The organism is Gilvimarinus polysaccharolyticus (genome assembly GCF_001187555.1).
In the GTDB taxonomy this organism is placed as follows: Bacteria; Pseudomonadota; Gammaproteobacteria; order Pseudomonadales; family Cellvibrionaceae; genus Gilvimarinus; species Gilvimarinus polysaccharolyticus.
In genome coordinates this window covers 1-17,865 of the sequence record NZ_LFIJ01000001.1, presented here as the reverse complement: position 1 = coordinate 17,865, position 17,865 = coordinate 1, and the positions used below count along the sequence as shown (strand labels likewise).

The window sequence follows — 17,865 nt, the reverse complement described above, 5'->3', positions numbered from 1 at the left end:
TCCAATTTTTTTTGTAAAAATGTCGTAAAATGCTTGAAATTCATACGCAAAGTTTTAACGTATTACCCACTCGAACATACACCGTTCGCTTTTTTGTTCTGATAATAAAGGAAGCTCACCATGGCTGCTCGCAAAACTAAAGCTGTTAACACAGTTGCACAATTGGAAAAAGAACTGGCTCAATTACAAAACCAGTTAACCAAAGCCCGCACCGCAGAAGAAACAGCTGCGGCCAAGGCTGTTGAATCCCAACAAAAAGCAGTAACAAAAGCAAACAATGCTCTTAAAGCCGCACGCACCAAATTGGCCAGTGCTAAAAAGAAAAAGAGTACAGCTGCTGCTGCCAAGCAAGTAACTGCCGCTAACGCAGCAGTACGCAAAGCACAAACAGAAGCTACTAACGCCAAAGCTGACCTGAGCGCGTTAAAGCAAACCTTAAGCGCGATCAAGGCTGCTAACCGTGTCGCGGCGCAACACGCCAAAGCAAACGCCAAAGCCCAAGCCGAAGTTGCCAAAAAGCAAAAAGCTGCAGAGCGTAAAGAAGCAGCCAAAGCTAAGCTAGCTGCTAAAAAAGCCGCTATCCGCGAAAAAGCCGCCGCTAAAAAAGCCGCCGCTAAAGCCAAGTTGGCCGCCAAGAAAGCGGCTGCTCGCGCCCAAGCTGCCGCCAAAAAGGCCGCCGCCAAGCAAAAAATGGCCGAGAAAAAAGCCGCTGCCAAAGCTAAACTAGCTGCCAAAAAAGCCGCTGCTAAAGCTAAGCCTAAGAAAGCGACCGCCAAAGCTAAGCCTAAAAAAGCTCCAGCCAAAGCCAAAGCAGCCCCTAAAGCTAAGCCTGCAGCGAAAAAAGCTCCAGCTAAAGCCGCAGCAAAAAAAGCGCCTGCTAAACGCGGCCGCAAGTCAAAAGCCAAGTAAAGCTACTCGCTAACTCGGTTAAATAAAAACCCCGTGGCAACTGAGTTGCCACGGGGTTTTTCCTAGACAAGTTCAGCCAGCTACAGCGACCTTACCTACATCGCATATACTCCCTTAGCGCTGTGACGAGCTAGACGTTGATACACTCATCGGCTCACTTGCCGACATAACAGATGTAGTCGAGCTCGATGTCGACTGCACCAATGCCCGCGGGTGAATTTCAATGGTTAACTGCTCGCCATCCTCTCCGTTAAGGTTAACAGGCGCCTCATTTGGGGTTTGCGGCTCGACTGGGTTTTGTGCATCGCAATAGGCGCGATACTTCAACTCAACACCATTTAAATTAAGCGCGTTAAAATCCACACTAAAGCGCAGCCGAGTCTCAGTCACCTCGGCCTCGGGCTGGGTAAGAGTAAGCCATTCGCGCTCGATCATATCAGCCGTTTGCTTAGCCAATTGTGTTTGGCACTCTTGCCACAACCGCTGGCGGCGGGCCTGCTCTTGTCGCTCGGCCTCTAACTGCTCGCGCGCTAACTGCTCTGCCTGACGCTGCTCAGCCACTTCTTGACGCTCACGCTGTAATGCGTCAATTTTTGCTTGACGCTCGGCGGCCAATTGTCGCGCCAGCTCGCGCTCGTGCTCGTACTGTGCCGCCAAGTCGGCAAAACTTATACGTCCATTGGGACGCGTATTATCGATCACCTCTAAAGTATCACCATCGATATACCAACGATAAGTAGCCCCATTAGGGTCTCGACACTGATAGCGAAATACTGGGTGCGATAACGTACTTTGATCGATATTCAGGTCACCCGCCAAAAATTGCGCGCATTGCTCGTCGGCCGCCATAAGCCTAGCACCGTCGAGCATAGAGGGAAGGTAACGAAGGTAACTGCGAGGTAAGTGCAACTGCTGCACATCAACATCGGTTGTCGCTACTGCAGCCGGCGCATTAGCTGCGCAAAGAGTTACAAGCAATACGCCTAAAGCCACAGGAGCAACCGTTAGACTGTGCGGTTTAAGAGATTTCGTGAGGCATCTGTTCTTTAAGGATTTGTGCAAAGACATAAGCGTAAAGTACCAGCAGAGCATCTTGATTGCGCTCGATAAATTCAACACCGTAAACGGCAGGTAAGTCTTGATCTCGCTCCTTGGTGCTACGCTCGATACGGGCGCGCACCACTGCGGTTACTGACAAGTGACGCGTGAGTTCGGCAATTTTAACCTCGGCGTCTATGGTCAGGTTATCCCCGACACTGACAATAGCATCACGCAATTCAAGCCGCGCTCCCGAGGTACTGATATCGGCGATACAGCCTTCGGATTTAATGCCGCTTAGATCGTCTCGGTTGGTGGTAATCACCGGTAACCCTACCGTTACCCGAGTGGCACCACGTATACCTTTAAAAGTAACCGTTTCGGGGTAACTTACATAAAGTAGTGGGTAGGGTTCGGCACTTTGCGCCTCGACCACGGCAGCAAATAAGCCCACACCATTAGCCACCATTAAACGTACGGCAAGCTTTTGCCCAGGGCGAAAACGCACGGCTTTATTTGCAGCGCGAGGCACACTAAAGATTAAGCTACGCCCAGGCACGGCGCCCACTAAACGCGACGCGAATTTCTCTGGTTGACCACTACTACTGGTAGCTTGTAGTTGCAACGATGTACCGTAGGGTAGTTTTAAGTCAGCAAAGTCCATAACGTACTTTTATTAAGTGCGAGGTGATTACGCCGGCGCGTAACAATGAATTTTAGGGGCAGCGTTGCAGCGCAGATATACCGACGTTTAACCAAAAAGACGCACGGGCTTACCACAACAACCGCTAGTATCACTTAGTTATTACCCGTACGGCAAATTAATGCTCAAGGGCATTAACCAATTGATCGTTAACAGGCGCCTCATCATGGCTTATGGAACCAAATCGATCGTTCCAACTGAGCAATAGTGCCGCCAATTTACAAGCCTGATCATGCAACGACAAGAGTTCTTGCAAGCAATCTTTAGGGCCAATATACAGTTTGATTGCACGGTGCTGATTAGCAAGTTCGGCATCAGAATGAGTCGTGCGGTACACCTCTAGCTTCCAGCGCAAGTTGTGTACAGTGTTGCGATAGTAAAGCAGCTTAGTATGCAAACTAATGGGGTAAGTAGACTCAAGGTCACCAAATACACCAAAATCGGAGGCAAACACCACTACCTCACGGCTGTTATGATCGGCCACTATTGTCGCAGAGCGGGGTTGATGCGTCAGCCGAGCCAGATCGCCAAATACCTCGCCGGGGGTAATCATATTCACGGGCTCGCCTTTAAGAGCCTCATTAGGGTATACCGCCAGACAGCCTCTCAGTAAAAAATATAGGCTCTGATCACCGTCACCGCGGTTCACAACGATCTCACCTGGCCGATAGGTGATAATACTAGAATGCTCCAGTAACACCTCAAACTGGGCCAAATCGTGTTGTCGCACGGCTTTAAAGAAAGGGATGGCCGAAAGCAACTGATCGACAGTTTCACGTTGAAATTTTTGAATTAGCTTTATATCCATACGCCGGCCGATCATCTCCCCTGTCGACAACCATCGTTTTAACCGAAAACACGGCTAATAAGCTCTAATGATAGCAGCTCCTTACATTATATATCGACGATATTGGTTATACGTAAAACTTCGAGGCCTTTTGGCGCTTTAATCTTTTCTGTACAGCCGTTTTTAGGTAGAGTAAGGGTTGCAACTAAAAAAGCGATTCTGAATGAAGTGAATTGTAAGCAAAGTGCTGCTTACAATAATGACTTTCATCAGACTTATACAAGCCTGTACGTCATGCCCGGCCAGCAGGCATTTGCGACCACCCAATTAAAGCGAAGCAAAACCTATGTGCATACTCAGAGCCCCTGTTTTTTGGATTCTATCACTGTTTGTACTAGGTGCTAATCTAGTACAGGCAGCCCCTTTATTAAACGGCATGGCGCTACACCAAGAACTCGGTCGAGATCAGTTTATTGGTGCCATATACAGCGATACGCTCAGCAGCGATGCCAGCACACTCATGGCCGCCAACCAAGCTATGCGCATGGAGCTAAAGATTACCGCGGATAGAGGTATTGCCGCGCGTAAGTTTAGTCGCATGTGGATAGAAGGCATGGCCATCAATATTCGCGGCAACGCCCTCACCGAGCAAGCGGACAATATGGTGAGCTTCACTAAGCTTTTTCAAGAGCGTCTGCAAAAAGACGACCATGTGGTGTTTTCCTTAACTCCAGGCCAAGGCGTTGTTATTAGTGTCGATGACGTTAACCTTGGCACTATTGCCGATGACGACTTCTTTGGCTTACTGCTAAGCACATGGCTCGGTCGAGTACCGCTTTCATCAACCTATCGGGAACAACTATTGGTCAGCGGTGATGTTAGCGCCTCACTCGTCGACCGTTACGACAGCATTAACCCAACGCCTGCACGAGTCGATCAAGTTGCATTGTGGGGGGCTCCAGCGCCTAAACCAGCGCCTAAACCAGAGCCTGTACCAGCACCTGCGCCAGAGCCTACACCTGCACCAGTCGTGGCAAGCGCGCCCGTTAGTATTCCTGATACTGCACAGATCAGTGTTCCAAAAATTGAAATTCCAGCCGCACCAACCGCCAATACTGCCGCTTCCGCTAGCAGCACCAGCGATGATATAGCGCAAATTGAAGGCCCCGCACCGATCTCTAGTAGCTCATCAAGCAGCGTCGCACCGATTGCGCTTAATGAGCCTGAGCCGCTTGATGAAAGTGATGAAGATTTCGTACCAATCTTTACCGCCGAATCACTGCTGGCCAACCAGCGTTACTTCTCAAACTTAGTACGTCAAATTCAAGCGGAAATTAGCTACCCACGTCGCGCTATGCAACGCGGCTACGAGGGCTCTATTCGTATTGCTATCACCATTAATCGCAATGGTGAGCTACTGAATTCGATGCTAATTGAAGAAACTGATCATAAACTTCTAAACAATGAGGCACTAGGCGCCGTACAAGATGCTGTGCCTTTCCCCGAAGTGCCTGCACTCATTACGGGTCAAGTTCACGAATTCACCATTCCCATCACGTTTACCTTGCAACAAAACTAAACCAAAAAGCGCGGCCTAGGCCGCGCTTTTTGGTTGTCTTAGGGTAACCCGCTAAATCAAACGTCCACATGACGCTAATGCTTAACTTAATGTTCCCGCGTTGATCTAAACTCTACACTGGGGTAACGCTCTTCGGCGAGCGACAAATTAACTCGCGTAGGCGCTAGGTAGGTTAAGTGACCACCGCCGTCAATACTGAGGTTGTCAGCACACTTGTGCTTAAACTCCTCTAGTTTCTTAGCGTCATCGCAGTCAGTCCAGCGCGCGGTAGCAATGTTAACCGGCTCGTAAATAGCCTCTACCTTGTACTCGTCTTTTAAACGATAGGCCACAACCTCAAACTGCAATACACCCACAGCTCCGACCACAATATCGTTATTGTTGAGCGGAAAGAATACCTGTGTCGAGCCTTCCTCAGACAACTGCTGCAAACCTTTTTGCAGCGCCTTGGTCTTAAGAGGGTCTTTTAATCGAATACGCCGAAACAGCTCAGGCGCAAAGTGTGGTATCCCGGTAAATTTTAAATCTTCGCCTTCGGTAAAAGTATCACCGATCTGAATAGTCCCGTGATTGTGCAGCCCAATAATATCACCGGCCACGGCCTCTTCTACCGATTCACGATCGCCCGCCATAAAAGTAACGGCGTCGGATATTTTAACGTCTTTGCCTAAACGCACATGACGCATCTTCATGCCTTTGCTGTACACACCTGAACAGACGCGCATAAATGCAATGCGATCACGGTGGCGCGGATCCATATTGGCCTGAATTTTAAATACGAAACCACTGAACGCCTCAGTCGAGGCTTCCACAAAATGGCTTTTAGTCTCGCGACCAATAGGCTTAGGAGCAAATTCAACAAAACCGTCCAACATCTCACGCACACCAAAATTGGCCAGCGCCGTGCCAAAAAATACCGGCGTTAAACGCCCAGCCATATATTCATCTAAATCAAATTTGTGAGTCGCGCCACGCACCAGCTCCAGCTCTTCGCGAATATCATCAGCATCGCTGCCTAACAACTCACTCGCCTCAGGGCTGTTGAGCCCTTTAATAAGCGTATCAGGGGGGATTGTATGACCAAAACCCGAAGCAAACACATGTATCGTATCGGTATATAAGTTATAAACGCCTTTGAAATCACGCCCCATACCCAATGGCCAATTGATCGGTGCGGCGGCAATTTTTAGCACATCCTCAACTTCGTCTAACACTTCAATGGGGTCGCGAATATCGCGATCCATTTTGTTAATAAACGATAAAATAGGGGTGTCTCGTAGGCGACACACCTCCATCAGCTTAATCGTCCGATCCTCGACACCTTTCGCGCCGTCAATCACCATTAGCACTGAATCCACTGCCGTTAACGTCCGGTAAGTATCCTCCGAGAAATCTTCGTGCCCCGGTGTATCCAGCAAATTAACGATTCGCTCTTTATAGGGAAACTGCATCACCGACGAGGTCACCGAAATACCCCGCTCCTGCTCCATCGTCATCCAGTCCGATTTTGCGTGCGGCCCACGTTTACCTTTAACCGAGCCACCTACTTGAATGGCATTACCAAACAGCAATAGTTTTTCAGTAATCGTGGTTTTACCCGCATCGGGATGCGAGATAATCGCAAACGTGCGGCGTTTTTGGACGTTTTTAAGATGCGTAGGGTTAGACATAGTTTTAGATCTTAAGGCTTGGCAGCCCTTACGGGCCGATACAGTAAGCGCGTCATTCTCCATGAAAACGCACTAATTCACAATTACAACGCCACAGCGAGGCGTGTCAAAAACGCCCCAAACTAACTCGAGGCTTCAAATTTACCACTTAATGCTAATAATTCGGCTGCTCATGTTTTAACTGCCACCGCAGCCACCGCCACGCCCAAATGCCAACGATGACATTGGTAATGGCTGCAGCCATAAATAAACCATCCAGCCCCCAAAGGTATTGCAACAAGCCCGCCAGCGGCAAAAATATAACCAACACCCGACACAGCGATAACAACATCGCCGGCCAAGGAGTACCCAAACCATTAAAGGCGGCGTTACAGGACATAACTAACCCGTAGGCGCCATAACTAAATGGCACTATTGCAAGGTAACGCACAGCTACGGCAGCGACCTCCGGATGGTCGGTGAACATTCCGGCAATAAGCGGACCAAACAACAACAGTATGGTCGCGAGCAACACTCCAAAACCAAGACAAAATACCAGTAATATACGCTGCGCCTCGACCAACCTAGCGCGCTTACCCGCCGCGTGATTTTGGCCAAAAAATGGGCCGACAACCCCCGACAAAGCGTAAAAAGCGATCAGCGCGACCGGTTCGATACGTACCGCAATACCCAAGCCGGCCACGGCATCATTGCCATAACGGGCCACCATCATAACCACGATTGCGCTGGCCAACGGAATAATCATGTTGGCGGCCATAGCCGGCAATCCCACGTGTACAACCGCGCGCCAAGATTTTAATAATTTCTCCCAAGGGGCAATCGGATTGACCAACAAGCCAACCCGAGCGCGCAAAACATACAGTGCCACCACTAGCGTGACACTACGAGTAATAAGCGTCGCCCAAGCTGCTCCCGCCAACTCGAGCCTTGGCGCGCCCAGTAAGCCAAAAATTAAAATCGGATCGAGTGCGGCATTAAACAATGCCGCAACTCCCATTAAAGTGCCTTGGATTTGGCTTAAGCCCATCGCTCTAAGTGAAGCTAACGCCACCATAGGGACCAATAAGCATGGGGCACTGATATACCAAACACTCATGTATTGATGGATTAACGGCAGTAACTCGGGCGAAGCTCCCAGCAAGGTAAACAGTGGATCGATGGTTAACCAGCCGAGCAGACAAACCGTTACAGAAAGTAGTAACGTCAAAGTGACAGCATCGGTAGATAAACGCTGGGCGCGATTGGAGTCGCCGGCACCCACGCCACGCGCTACCGCCGATGAGGTGCCCGCCCCTAAGCCAATACCCATACTGGTAAGCAACATCACTACAGGAAAAGTAAAACTCATCGCCGCCAGCGGAGCTTTACCCAGCTGAGCGACAAAAAAAGTGTCCACCACATTAAACGACATAGTCGCCAATAGCCCCCACACCATAGGCAGCGCCAGAGAGCGAAGCTGCCGGGGTACGGAGCCTTCTGTCATGGTCGCGGGCATGGGGGGCATAAATGGGCCTGTACTCAGGTGAATTGGGGCTGTGGCAGTATACACCATCGCACCACTCCCTTTATGTGCGGCGGTATATTCTCGCAACAGATAAAAGATAAACTTGCGGCGGGCCGAGAGTTTGTTAATGAGCGCCGAGATGCCATCACTATTAGCTGCGACAATAAACCGCAGCTGTCATGGTTAAACCTTGTCCGTATAATAGCGCCATGAAAACACCCTACCTAACATTAAAAGCACCCTCCGAGCACTACCGTCAGCTAATCATGATGCGCTGGGTAGTCATTATTACTTTGATTGTTGCCGCCTTATTGATCAATCGCTCCGGTGTAACGCACTTACCTCTCACTCCGATACTGTTGCTACTGCTGTTATTGTCCATCATCAATGGCGGAGCCTTTTTGCGCCTGGGGCACTCTAAAAGCGTCACCGCGGGCGAGCTAAGCGTGCAATTGCTTATTGATATTATTGCGGTGGCAGCGGTTGCTTACTTTACTGGCGGTGCAACCAACCCCTTTTTAAGTTATGTCTTGGTGCCGGTATGTATCGGGGCCGCCACACTGCCATCCAGAAATGCTTGGGCAGTGAGTGCCGTAGGTATCATTTTGTACGGCTTATTACTGCATTGGTATGTACCGTTACAATGGCTTGCGCCTCCCGGCGACGCACACGCGCATCACAGTACCAACGGCCTCAACTTACATGTACTTGGCATGTGGTTAAATTTTGCCTTAAGTGCGGTATTGATCAGTTTCTTTGTGGCTCGTATGGCTGGAGCCGTACGCGTACAACAAAACGAGCTTAACCGTCGCCGTGAAGAAGACTTGCGCGATGAACAACTGCTGGCAGTCGCAGCTCAAGCAGCCGGCACTGCGCACGAGCTAGGCACACCACTAAGTACCATGAAAGTGCTATTAGCTGATTTGCGCCAAGATACACAAGCACGTAAAGCCTGTGGCGATGATCTTGACGTACTGTACCGACAAGTTAATCACTGTGCAGAGATTTTAACGGGGTTGCGGGCGCGCTCTGATCTAAGTCGTTTGCATCAGCCACAGCCAATGCCAGCACAACAATATTGCACCACACTGCTGGAGCACTGGCAGTTACTACGCCCAGAGGCACGCCCCGAGATTTGTTTGGACACCAATCTGACTAAACGACAAGTGTGCTTTCATGCCACCATTGAGCAGGCTATTATTAACGTACTTAATAATGCCGCCGACGCTTGTCCTGAGCACTTAACCATAACTGTTAGCAGTCAAAACGACTCTTTAGTGTGGCAAGTGGATGATCGCGGTGAAGGCTTGCCCGAAGCTGCACGCAACGCAGCCGGAAAAACATTTTTTTCGAGCAAACCTAACGGCATGGGTTTAGGCTTATTTTTAACTCATGCCAGCATTCAACGTTTTGGCGGAACAGTCGTGCTAACATCCCGCCCGGAAGGTGGCACCACCACTACCATTACTTTACCGTTGGACGCACAGCATGACTAACCCCAACCACTTTTTAATTGTGGACGATGACACCGTGTTCGCGGCAGCGTTGCAGCGCTCATTAATTCGCCGTGGGTATAACGCCGATGTGGCTCATTCGGCGGCGGCCACGCAGCAGTGTGCACAGACTCAGGCGTATCACTACGCGATTGTCGATTTAAAACTCGGGGACGACTCTGGGCTTGAGGTTATTAAACTGCTGCTGCAAGCACAACCATCTGTTGTGATTGTTGTGCTAACTGGCTACTCAAGCATTGCCACCGCCGTACAAGCGATAAAGTTGGGCGCAAAAAATTATTTATGCAAACCGGCCGATACCGATGAACTGCTCAGTGCACTGGGAATCAGTGCCGCAAGCCAACCAACCATCCCCGATCGTCCTCCGTCAGTGGACCGCGTTGCATGGGAACACATACAAAAAGTATTGCTGGAGAATAACGGCAACGTATCGGCAACAGCGCGCTCATTGGGTATGCACCGGCGCACACTGCAACGCAAGCTAACCAAGCGGCCGGTGAAAAGTTAACTCTCACGCAAGACGCTATAGCGCCACAACTCACGACCGTTATACCTTTAAGGGGAGTGCGTAGCTTAAAGTGTGTAAGCTAAAATTAAAGCGTCTTCTCGGCCTTTGGCGGCCGGATAATAATTAGGCCGAATACCCACCTCAACGAAACCGATTTCTTCATAAAGCGCGATAGCTGGCGCATTAGATTGACGCACCTCTAGGTAAAGCGTATCGGCGTAGGACGCTACTGCGCCAATGACATGCCGCATCAAGGCGTGGGCAATACCTTGACGACGAGAATTGGGGGCAACCACTAAGTTAAGTAGCTCGGCGTTGCCGGCAGCGGCGCTTACGACCGCATAACCGACGATTTGCGCACGATTATAAACGACAACACAAGGCTGCCGAACCCCCAAACAATCGCCAAATAGTTTTCGGGTCCAAGGGTAGCTGTGCGCTTGTTGTTCTAGCTCCCAAATGGCGTCTAACTGACTTTCATCCAGCAAACCATACTCTAAGAGCTCACCCGTCCGAGTTGTTCCGGTGCCGTTTAAGTGATCGGGTAGCCGCTTTTGTTCAGGCATCATCGTGTACCGCATACCACAATTTATTTTTTAACTCGGGGGTATTTAGCATCTCAGTTAAGCTCGGCAGAACTAACGCATCAGCGGTTATCTTTGCCTCTGAACTTATAGCTAAAGGAAATCGCTTAAAGAGCAAACCTTGCGATAACTCGCCTGGCGGGGTATCAGCATCTGCCACGGCCTCCTCGACATTGGACTTCGTAACATCAGCACTCACTGAGTCAGTGCGAAGAAGGTATTTAGCCGCGCTAGCACCCAGCAGCCAAACTTTCGCTGTGGGTGTTTTTTGCAGCACTTCTGAAAACCAAGCTTGCAGCTCAAGCTGCATATCTTGGCGAGTATATAGACTCGCGACTTTATCACTGATGGGGCAGCGAATAGCATCACCGGCGTCTACTCGGATATCGGCCCGCCACAGTAAACGCAGAATGTTGTGCAGCAATGTATCGGTAGGTAGTCCGGCGCCGGGGTGATAATGATCGATGACGATTAAATCATCAGCGGGGCGCCAGAGGCGTAGATGTATCGTCTCGAGCTTCTCGACTTGTTTCGGCAGTAGCGTTTTTAAAGGCTCTTTACGCACCGCTGTTGGCTTGACCGCACCCATATCTCGCAGTACTTGGCCTACCGTTTCAGCGCCACCGGTTTGGCCTTGGGGAGCACTCGTGAGGACAGGCGGCTGAGCGGTAATCTTATGAACTGCGGCTACCGGCGCTTGCGGCAGCGGCAGCTCACAAGGCGCCGATGGCTGTGCCCACGGTAAAATTAACCGCGGAACAAAGCTATCAATACCAAGAGCAGACAAATAACGCTGACGCTGTAGCTCATTCATAGACCGGTTTAAATGCCTTCGCGCTGCGGGTGTGAGCGTTCGGGGGCAACCAATAGGTTGAGTGCATGTAAATACGCTTTGGCCGAGGCCACCACGATATCTGTATCGGCGCCCACACCGTTGACTATGTGACCATCTTTTTCAAGCCGTACCGTTACATCGCCTTGCGAGTCAGTACCTTGGGTAATGGCATTAACCGAGTACAGCTTAAGCGTTGCGCCGCTGTTAACCGCGCTTTCGATGGCTTTATAAGTAGCGTCAACTGGACCGCTACCGCTGGCGGTGCAGACATGCGATTTACCATTAATATGCAGATTAATGGTAGTGGTCGGTTGCTGGCCGCTTTTAGAATGCACTTCCATTTCACCCAACTGGTATGTCTCTAACACGGCTTGTGGACGAACATCACTGACTAGCGCTTGTAAATCCTCGTCAAAAATCTCATGCTTTTTATCGGCCAAATCTTTAAAACGCGCAAATGCGGCGCCTAGAGCTTCGGTATTTTCGAAGGTAATCCCCAGCGCCTCAAAGCGTGCTTTTACGGCAGCGCGCCCCGAATGTTTACCCAATACTAATTTGTTGGTGTTCCAGCCAACATCTTCGGCGCGCATGATCTCGTAAGTTTCGCGATGTTTAAGTACCCCGTCCTGGTGAATACCAGACTCATGAGCAAATGCATTAGCGCCAACAATGGCCTTATTAGGCTGTACTGGAAACCCAGTAATACTACTAACCAAACGAGACGTTGGCACGATGTGCTGCGGGTCAATAAATGTTTCAACCGGCATCATGTCTTGTCGAGTGCGCACAGCCATGACGATCTCTTCTAGTGCAGCGTTACCAGCGCGCTCGCCCAAACCGTTAATCGTACACTCTACTTGACGCGCCCCATGCATAACAGCAGACAACGAGTTGGCCACAGCCAAGCCTAAATCGTTGTGACAATGAGTTGAAAATATCGCTTTGTCAGCGTTAGGGATATTGCCAATTAAGCGGCCAAACATTTGTCCATACTCGCCTGGCTCACCATAACCAACAGTATCCGGCAGGTTAATGGTGCCGGCACCGGCGTTAATCACAGCCTCGATAATTTGGCACATAAAATCAAATTCTGAACGGCTGGCATCTTCCAGTGAAAATTCAACATTATCGGTATAGTTACGCGCTAACTTTACCGCCGCTACCGCTTGCTCTAGCACCTTCGCGGGCTCCATTTTTAATTTGTACTGCATATGGATCGGCGAGGTAGCGATAAACGTGTGAATTCGGCCACTATTGGCAGGCTTAATCGCCTCGGCCGCACGCTCTATATCGCCAGGAACGGCCCGCGCCAGTGAGCAAATCGTACTGTCTTTAACGACTTTAGCAATCGCCTGAATAGATTCAAAATCACCCTTACTGGCAATGGCAAAGCCGGCTTCAATCACATCGACTCGCATTTTTTCTAACATTTTAGCAATGCGAATTTTCTCATCACGAGTCATTGATGCGCCGGGGCTCTGCTCACCGTCGCGCAAGGTGGTATCAAAAATATAAAGTTTGTCTTTACTGGTCATACTGATTCCCGGCAATGCATTAATGCGCCTTTAAGGCGTTAGTCCATTTGCGCATTATAAAGTGTCCCACGCCGGAAACCTACCACGCAGACAAATCGAGCCCAGCAAAGAAAGATAAATATAGCAAAACCTGCTGTTACTCGGTATGCCTGCATTATTACGGAGAGTCGGCAAGCGTGCCGAACCGTAGGAAAGTCGCTTAAGCCGCAGAGAATGTGGCGCACGATATATCTTGATTAACAGACAACTCAGGTTGACCATTCGCTCATATGGTAGGATCTGCTCCGCCATCCATGGCGCTGGGATATCCATGATCAATACACATGCCGTGCCAAGCTAAACTGCGGGTGACTTAAGACACCGCACTGCTAGTCACTTGCTGCAAATCACCTAAAAACTTGCTCTGCCAAGCATGGATATCATGATTTTCTAATACATCCATCATTTTACGCCAACGGTCTATACGCTCATTCAAAGGCATCTTAAGCGCCTGGGCCAGTGCGCCAGTCGTTGCGCAGACATCGTAAGGATTAATAATAACCGCAGAATCCAGCTCATCGGCCGCACCGGCTAGTTCGGACAGCACCAATACGCCGGGGTCTTCGGGATTTTGTGCTGCTACATACTCTTTAGCCACTAAATTCATGCCGTCTTTTAACGGCGTAACCAAACCCACGCGAGCAAGGTTGTACATGGCAAGAATAGTGCGACGTCGAAAACCTCGGTTTAAGTAACGCATTGGCATCCAATCAAAGTCGGCATAAGTGCCAATGATATGGCCTACTTCACTATCGATGCGTTTCGCCAGATCACCATAAGCTTGCACGTCGCCGCGTGAGGTGGGCGATATCTGTAGGTAAACTACATTGCGAATAAATTCTTGGTTTTGTCCTAACAACTTATCGTAAGCTTGGCAGCGCTGCACCAAGCCTTTGGAATAATCCAGCCGGTCTACACCAATAATTAAGCTGCGATCCCCAAGGCTGCTATGTAAACGACGGTACTCATCGGTATGCATTCCCGCATGTGCTGCACCATTTAGCACCGAGGTTTCTACACTGATGGGATATACGCGACTGGTACAATGTAAACTGCCCAACCGCAGCTTATCGTTCTTTAAAATTTCCCCGCCAAGCCCTTGCGCAATCCCCATGCAAAAACCCATGTGATCGCCTTCGGTTTGAAAACCGACCAAATCGTAACGCATTAAGTCTTTAAGGGTTTTTGTGTAACCTGGCACTGTGCGCAATAAATCCAACGATGGAAATGGCGTGTGAAGAAAAAAACCAATCGGATTTTTAATGCCAGCTTCACGCAACATTTTTCCCAGCGGAATTAAATGATAATCATGAACCCAAATGGTGTCGCCCGGCTGAATGATTTTTAATAGTTCATCAGCGAATTTTTGATTGGCCTGCAAGTAACCCGATAAATCAATATCTCTGTATCTCATTAACTCGGGACGCTGATGAAACAACGGCCACAGCACACTATTGGCATAGCCTTTGTAGTATTGGTTATACTCTGACTGACGCAAATTAATGGTGACGTACTCAATATTACCGCGAGTCTCGGTCTTGGGCTCTTCATTACGGTTATCGATCTTTCCGCTCCAGCCAAACCATATGCCCCCATCTTTTTCCATCGCGGCCATAACGCCAACAGCTAAGCCACCCTCTGAGCCTTTACTAGTAGCATCACTTTTAGCTACGCGATTGGATACTACAATTAAACGGCTCATAGTTCGGTCTCCCATTTTTTACTGAGTATCCGGGCGCTGTTAATAATACCCACCATCGAGTAAGTTTGCGGAAAATTCCCCCATAACTCCCCGGTCTCTGGGTCTAAATCTTCTGACAGCAAACCCAAATGGTTACGCTTAGAGAGTAAATCTTCGAATAAATCACGTGCCTCATCGGTACGCCCAGCCGCTGCCAGCGCATCGATATACCAGAACGTACAAATAGTAAAAGCGTTTTCGGGCATGCCAAAATCGTCTTCGACAACGTAGCGAAACAAATAACGACTACCTTTGGGCATAAGCCGTTTTTCTATCTCGGCAATAGTGCCGGTAAAGCGAGTATCTTCACCGTTGATATAACCCAGCTCACAAGCAAGCAACAAGCTGGCATCCATTGTCTCGCCACCCCAAGTCGCGGTATAGGCATTAAGCTGTTGGTTAAACCCATACTCTTCGATAGCCGCACGTATCTCGTCTGCCGCTTGTTGCCAATAATCAAAACGTTGTGGTAATTCTAATTTGCGTGCGATTTTAGCCAAACGATCAGCTGCCGCCCAACACATCATGCTAGAAAAAGTGTGTACATGCTTACTACCGCGCAACTCCCACAACCCTGCATCGGGTTGGTTGTAATAGGTATAAGCTTTTTCGCCCATTGTTTCGAGCAACGCAAATAGCTCTTTATTGCCCGGTCGGCGGATACGCTCATCAAAAAACATTTGCGTTGCCGACAGAACAATCGCGCCATAGACATCATGCTGCACTTGTTCGGCGGCTTGATTGCCAATTCTTACCGGCCCCATGCCACGGTAACCTGACAACTTATCCGCCTGACGTTCGGGCATTTGCTTGGAACCATTAATACAAAATACCGGCTGCAGATGCTCTTCATCCAACCCTGCCACTATGTTTACAAGATATTGTAAATATTGCTCCATCGTGCGGGTAGCACCAAGCCTATTCAGTGCGTGAACGGTAAAGTAGCTGTCGCGCACCCAGCAGAACCGGTAGTCCCAATTACGCTCGGAGTCTCGCGCTTCGGGTACCGAGGTGGTCATCGCCGCTATGATCGCGCCAGTGTCTTCATAGGCACTTAGCTTTAAAGTGATTGCGGCCCGAATAACCTCAACTTGCCACTCAAAGGGAATCGCTAAATAGCGAGACCACTCTAACCAATACGATTCGGTCTCGATTAAAAAACGCTCAACTAGCTGCTTAATTGGCTCATTAATTGAATGATCGTCGCCAAAAATAAGATAGTGTTCGCCATCTAAAATAAACCAGGTTTCATCCATGATGGCGGTGACTGACAGGCTGGTTGTCAATCGCAGCATGGTATCGCAACCAAGGTAGCGAATATGATTGCTGCCCTGAATTTTTCGGTACGCTTGTGAACCGTCCTCGCAAGCGGGCCGCAAGCGAATACGAACTTTAGGTGAGCCAATTGGCGTTAGCTTACGCACTAGCATCATCGGCCGGAAAGTACGTCCGTGCTGCATAAAGCGTGGAACAAAGTCAGTTACGGTGACTCCATTGCCGTGGCTGTCATAAAGGTGGGTCTGTAGTATTGCGGTATTCTTTTCGTAATGTTGCTCGCTATGGCTATAGTCTTCTAAATCTATAGCGTACGTCCCCAAAATTATTTCCGGGTCATCGGTTTTGAGCAATGAGCTAAATACCGGCTCTCCGTCAAACCTCGGCAAGCAATTCCATACAATTTCTGCGTTTTTATCGACTAATGCACCAATGGTGCAATTACCGATTAATGCCAACTCTAGGTTTCGTTCTGTCATTTTGATGCCTCAACTTATCCAGCTGTAACTTCAAAAATGCAAGAACCTCGCCAGTATTGGCAATACGCGCTTTTGCACAACTGGAACCGTCTCCAACTTTGATAGATATCCCATCATGAGCGTTGACCCAGGCAAAGCCATCTTCATCGGTTGCGTCATCACCAATATAAACAGGTTGGCGCCCCTTAAATGGCGCATCACTCATAAATCGCGCTATAGCAACGCCTTTATCAACTCCAACCGGCTGGACTTCATAAACACAATTACCCCTGATAACTCGTATAGCTTCGCTTTTATCCAGCTCCAGTTCATCAGCAATATAGGTCTCTAGTAATGGTTGCGTCTCCATCTTGGTACGGTAATGGAGTGCCACCGCATGACCTTTATCTTCGGCAATTAAGTCGTGTTTATTCGCAAAGGTTAATAACGCAGAACGAATCTCAGCAAAGGTATTATTATTCAGATCCACTCTCTGAACAGGCCCACCGCTGTAACACCATTCGGCTCCATGGCTACCCGCCATGGTCAAAGGTAGGTCGAGTAGACCGCTCAATGAGCTTATAGAACGACCAGACACTAAAGCTAACGCACCATTAAGGTGCAAGGAAATCTGAGCCAGCATATCCTTCAGCTCCACAGATACATGCACCCCCTCGGGCGTAGTAGCAAAATTAACCAACGTACCGTCAAAATCAAGAAATAAAGCGACTTTATCAATCTGTGCAATTTTCATGAACCCTCGAAGTGTATCAGTGTAAATGACTGACTATAACAACCTAGAGTGAGATAACAAATACGATTAGCTCTGGCATATCACAGTCTGTTCTGATCAAACCTTCAATGTCAGCTACGAAGGAACAATTTCCGAGAATTGTCGTTTTAGATAGCCGACTAATTTACCCGGTGCAGATTAATACAGCGATGCTGCCTGAAGGGAGAACGCACCGACACGCCAATACACACTTTGAAGTTTAAGCATAAAGCTCTCCCAAAAGCGTTTTGCGAGCGGTGCGTAAAATCAATCTCTTGCAACAAAATACCACCGAGTATGCTTGATAATCGTAGGTCGGAAACAGCGGTAGATAAACTAGGCCTCGTCCAAGCGCCGGCTATGGAGAGTTAAAACAACGAATGTGACCGCAGCACGGCGATATTAGGTGAGTAT

General features: G+C 49.1%; 15 protein-coding genes. 4 read left to right on the top strand and 11 right to left on the bottom strand.

Annotated features, from left to right (window positions below):
* Positions 1-120: 120 nt before the first annotated feature.
* Positions 121-909, top strand: coding sequence for a hypothetical protein (locus tag GILYN3_RS00075; RefSeq protein ID WP_049720959.1), 789 nt, complete (start codon positions 121-123; stop codon positions 907-909).
* Between the two features lie 114 nt (positions 910-1,023).
* On the opposite strand, the gene GILYN3_RS00070 is transcribed toward GILYN3_RS00075, so the two are convergent.
* The 3 genes from GILYN3_RS00070 to GILYN3_RS00060 all read right to left on the bottom strand — a co-directional run bounded on the left by GILYN3_RS00070 (position 1,024) and on the right by GILYN3_RS00060 (position 3,458).
* Positions 1,024-1,902: a hypothetical protein gene (locus tag GILYN3_RS00070; protein ID WP_049720958.1), complete on the bottom strand. Its 879-nt coding sequence runs from the start codon at positions 1,900-1,902 to the stop codon at positions 1,024-1,026.
* Positions 1,903-1,927: 25 nt separating this feature from the next.
* The gene (locus GILYN3_RS00065) at positions 1,928-2,611 is read right to left on the bottom strand and encodes a flagellar brake protein (protein ID WP_049720957.1); all 684 of its coding nucleotides are present in this window, start codon (positions 2,609-2,611) and stop codon (positions 1,928-1,930) included.
* Positions 2,612-2,768: 157 nt separating this feature from the next.
* Entirely contained in the window at positions 2,769-3,458 is a 690-nt protein-coding gene (locus GILYN3_RS00060) for a cyclic nucleotide-binding domain-containing protein (protein WP_049722486.1), read from the bottom strand.
* 325 nt (positions 3,459-3,783) lie between these two features.
* Here GILYN3_RS00060 and GILYN3_RS16955 point away from each other — a divergent pair, with 325 nt between their 5' ends.
* A complete protein-coding gene (locus tag GILYN3_RS16955) occupies positions 3,784-5,016 on the top strand; it encodes a TonB family protein (RefSeq protein WP_084004964.1) in 1,233 nt (410 codons plus the stop codon).
* A gap of 86 nt (positions 5,017-5,102) precedes the next feature.
* Here GILYN3_RS16955 and prfC read toward each other — a convergent pair whose 3' ends face one another.
* Both prfC and GILYN3_RS00045 read right to left on the bottom strand, forming a co-directional pair.
* A complete protein-coding gene (gene prfC / locus GILYN3_RS00050; protein ID WP_049722485.1) occupies positions 5,103-6,686 on the bottom strand; it encodes a peptide chain release factor 3 in 1,584 nt (527 codons plus the stop codon).
* A 154-nt stretch (positions 6,687-6,840) separates the two neighbouring features.
* On the bottom strand, positions 6,841-8,190 hold the full coding sequence (locus GILYN3_RS00045) for an MATE family efflux transporter (protein ID WP_049722484.1): 1,350 nt from the start codon (positions 8,188-8,190) through the stop codon (positions 6,841-6,843).
* A gap of 209 nt (positions 8,191-8,399) precedes the next feature.
* Between GILYN3_RS00045 and GILYN3_RS00040 the strand changes: the two genes are divergently transcribed.
* Both GILYN3_RS00040 and GILYN3_RS00035 read left to right on the top strand, forming a co-directional pair.
* Positions 8,400-9,686, top strand: a complete 1,287-nt coding sequence (locus GILYN3_RS00040) for an ATP-binding protein (RefSeq protein WP_049720955.1) — start codon at positions 8,400-8,402, stop codon at positions 9,684-9,686.
* Positions 9,679-10,212: a response regulator transcription factor gene (locus tag GILYN3_RS00035; protein WP_049720954.1), complete on the top strand. Its 534-nt coding sequence runs from the start codon at positions 9,679-9,681 to the stop codon at positions 10,210-10,212. The genes GILYN3_RS00040 and GILYN3_RS00035 overlap by 8 nt, the downstream gene beginning before the upstream one ends.
* Before the next feature lie 65 nt (positions 10,213-10,277).
* Here the strand turns inward: GILYN3_RS00035 and rimI are convergent, their stop codons facing one another.
* The 6 genes from rimI to otsB form a co-directional block, all read right to left on the bottom strand.
* Positions 10,278-10,781, bottom strand: coding sequence for a ribosomal protein S18-alanine N-acetyltransferase (rimI, locus tag GILYN3_RS00030; RefSeq protein WP_049720953.1), 504 nt, complete (start codon positions 10,779-10,781; stop codon positions 10,278-10,280).
* Positions 10,771-11,610, bottom strand: a complete 840-nt coding sequence (locus GILYN3_RS00025) for a hypothetical protein (RefSeq protein ID WP_049720952.1) — start codon at positions 11,608-11,610, stop codon at positions 10,771-10,773. The genes rimI and GILYN3_RS00025 overlap by 11 nt, the downstream gene beginning before the upstream one ends.
* An 8-nt stretch (positions 11,611-11,618) precedes the next feature.
* Positions 11,619-13,166 carry a 2-isopropylmalate synthase gene (locus GILYN3_RS00020; protein WP_049720951.1) on the bottom strand — a complete coding sequence of 516 codons (1,548 nt, stop codon included), beginning with the start codon at positions 13,164-13,166 and terminating at the stop codon, positions 11,619-11,621.
* 352 nt (positions 13,167-13,518) lie between these two features.
* Positions 13,519-14,907 carry an alpha,alpha-trehalose-phosphate synthase (UDP-forming) gene (locus tag GILYN3_RS00015; protein WP_049720950.1) on the bottom strand — a complete coding sequence of 463 codons (1,389 nt, stop codon included), beginning with the start codon at positions 14,905-14,907 and terminating at the stop codon, positions 13,519-13,521.
* The gene (locus GILYN3_RS00010; RefSeq protein ID WP_049720949.1) at positions 14,904-16,700 is read right to left on the bottom strand and encodes a glycoside hydrolase family 15 protein; all 1,797 of its coding nucleotides are present in this window, start codon (positions 16,698-16,700) and stop codon (positions 14,904-14,906) included. Before GILYN3_RS00010 ends, GILYN3_RS00015 begins: the two co-directional genes overlap by 4 nt.
* Positions 16,663-17,433 carry a trehalose-phosphatase gene (gene otsB, locus GILYN3_RS00005; RefSeq protein WP_049720948.1) on the bottom strand — a complete coding sequence of 257 codons (771 nt, stop codon included), beginning with the start codon at positions 17,431-17,433 and terminating at the stop codon, positions 16,663-16,665. Before otsB ends, GILYN3_RS00010 begins: the two co-directional genes overlap by 38 nt.
* Positions 17,434-17,865: the final 432 nt, after the last annotated feature.

Excerpts from the sequence above, each read along its gene's own strand:
- GILYN3_RS00075 (WP_049720959.1), top strand. The coding sequence starts at position 121 with ATGGCTGCTCGCAAAACTAAAGCTGTTAACACAGTTGCACAATTGGAA.
- GILYN3_RS00065 (WP_049720957.1), bottom strand. The coding sequence starts at position 2,611 with ATGGACTTTGCTGACTTAAAACTACCCTACGGTACATCGTTGCAACTA.
- GILYN3_RS00060 (WP_049722486.1), bottom strand. The coding sequence starts at position 3,458 with ATGGATATAAAGCTAATTCAAAAATTTCAACGTGAAACTGTCGATCAG.
- GILYN3_RS16955 (WP_084004964.1), top strand. The coding sequence starts at position 3,784 with ATGTGCATACTCAGAGCCCCTGTTTTTTGGATTCTATCACTGTTTGTA.
- prfC (WP_049722485.1), bottom strand. The coding sequence starts at position 6,686 with ATGTCTAACCCTACGCATCTTAAAAACGTCCAAAAACGCCGCACGTTT.
- GILYN3_RS00045 (WP_049722484.1), bottom strand. The coding sequence starts at position 8,190 with ATGCCCCCCATGCCCGCGACCATGACAGAAGGCTCCGTACCCCGGCAG.
- GILYN3_RS00040 (WP_049720955.1), top strand. The coding sequence starts at position 8,400 with ATGAAAACACCCTACCTAACATTAAAAGCACCCTCCGAGCACTACCGT.
- GILYN3_RS00035 (WP_049720954.1), top strand. The coding sequence starts at position 9,679 with ATGACTAACCCCAACCACTTTTTAATTGTGGACGATGACACCGTGTTC.
- rimI (WP_049720953.1), bottom strand. The coding sequence starts at position 10,781 with ATGATGCCTGAACAAAAGCGGCTACCCGATCACTTAAACGGCACCGGA.
- GILYN3_RS00025 (WP_049720952.1), bottom strand. The coding sequence starts at position 11,610 with ATGAATGAGCTACAGCGTCAGCGTTATTTGTCTGCTCTTGGTATTGAT.
- GILYN3_RS00020 (WP_049720951.1), bottom strand. The coding sequence starts at position 13,166 with ATGACCAGTAAAGACAAACTTTATATTTTTGATACCACCTTGCGCGAC.
- GILYN3_RS00015 (WP_049720950.1), bottom strand. The coding sequence starts at position 14,907 with ATGAGCCGTTTAATTGTAGTATCCAATCGCGTAGCTAAAAGTGATGCT.
- GILYN3_RS00010 (WP_049720949.1), bottom strand. The coding sequence starts at position 16,700 with ATGACAGAACGAAACCTAGAGTTGGCATTAATCGGTAATTGCACCATT.
- otsB (WP_049720948.1), bottom strand. The coding sequence starts at position 17,433 with ATGAAAATTGCACAGATTGATAAAGTCGCTTTATTTCTTGATTTTGAC.